The 873-nt window shown below is 43.1% G+C and carries 1 protein-coding gene; it reads left to right on the forward strand.

The window, feature by feature from the left end; translation table 11 throughout:
• Nucleotides 1-117: 117 nt before the first annotated feature.
• Nucleotides 118-873, forward strand: a 756-nt coding sequence (gene hemA, locus A3763_RS21130; RefSeq protein WP_068760458.1) for a glutamyl-tRNA reductase, incomplete at its 3' end; no start/stop codon positions are given.

Below are 873 nucleotides of genomic sequence, written 5' to 3' on the forward strand. Positions count from 1 at the left end.
TCGAGGCTTTAATCATAAAATAAGTGGCTTCTAGCTCTAAGAACTTGCTCTGTGTCATTGGCTTTCTATGTATTCTATTTGTAGAATAGCCGCTTTAAATCAAATTGCTTGGTATACATGTCGTTTTTGGCGTTTGGAATTAATCATAAGACTGCAACTGTCGACGTTCGAGAGAAAGTTGCGTTTGATTTACAACGTCTCGATATCGCGTTGGAGTCAATCAAAAAACTGCCGAATGTTAATGAAGCGGTTATTTTATCGACATGTAACCGAACAGAAATATACTGTGCTGGCAATCATGCAATTGATGTTTCGATGTTGCAGACTTGGTTGGCTGACTATCATTGTGTTAATTCAGAAGACCTCGAAAACTGTAGCTTTGTCTATGATGGTAAAGATGCGATTGTTCATTTAATGCGTGTTGCTGCTGGCTTGGACTCTCTTGTTCTGGGAGAGCCACAGATTTTAGGGCAGCTGAAATCAGCCTATGCTTCAGCACAAGAATATCAGGCTGTTCAAGGGAAACTAGGTCGGCTCTTTGAACATTGTTTCTCTGTCGCCAAGAAAGTACGCACTGATACGGCGATTGGTGAAAACCCAGTGTCGGTCGCCGCTGCTGCCGTCAATATGGCTCGCCAGCTCTTCTCAGATTTTTCAGACAATACTGCTTTACTTATCGGGGCGGGTAAAACCACTGAGTTAGTGGCTAGGCACCTGAAACAAAGTGGTATTAAAAAGATCATAATTGCAAATCGAACGCTGGCTCGTGCCCAGGATCTGTCGAGTCTGGTTGAAGGTGAGGCAGCTTTATTAGGTGATATTCCAGATTTATTAATCGATGCCGATATTGTGATTGCGTCGACGGCTAGCTCC

This window comes from Oleiphilus sp. HI0128 (assembly GCF_001635365.1).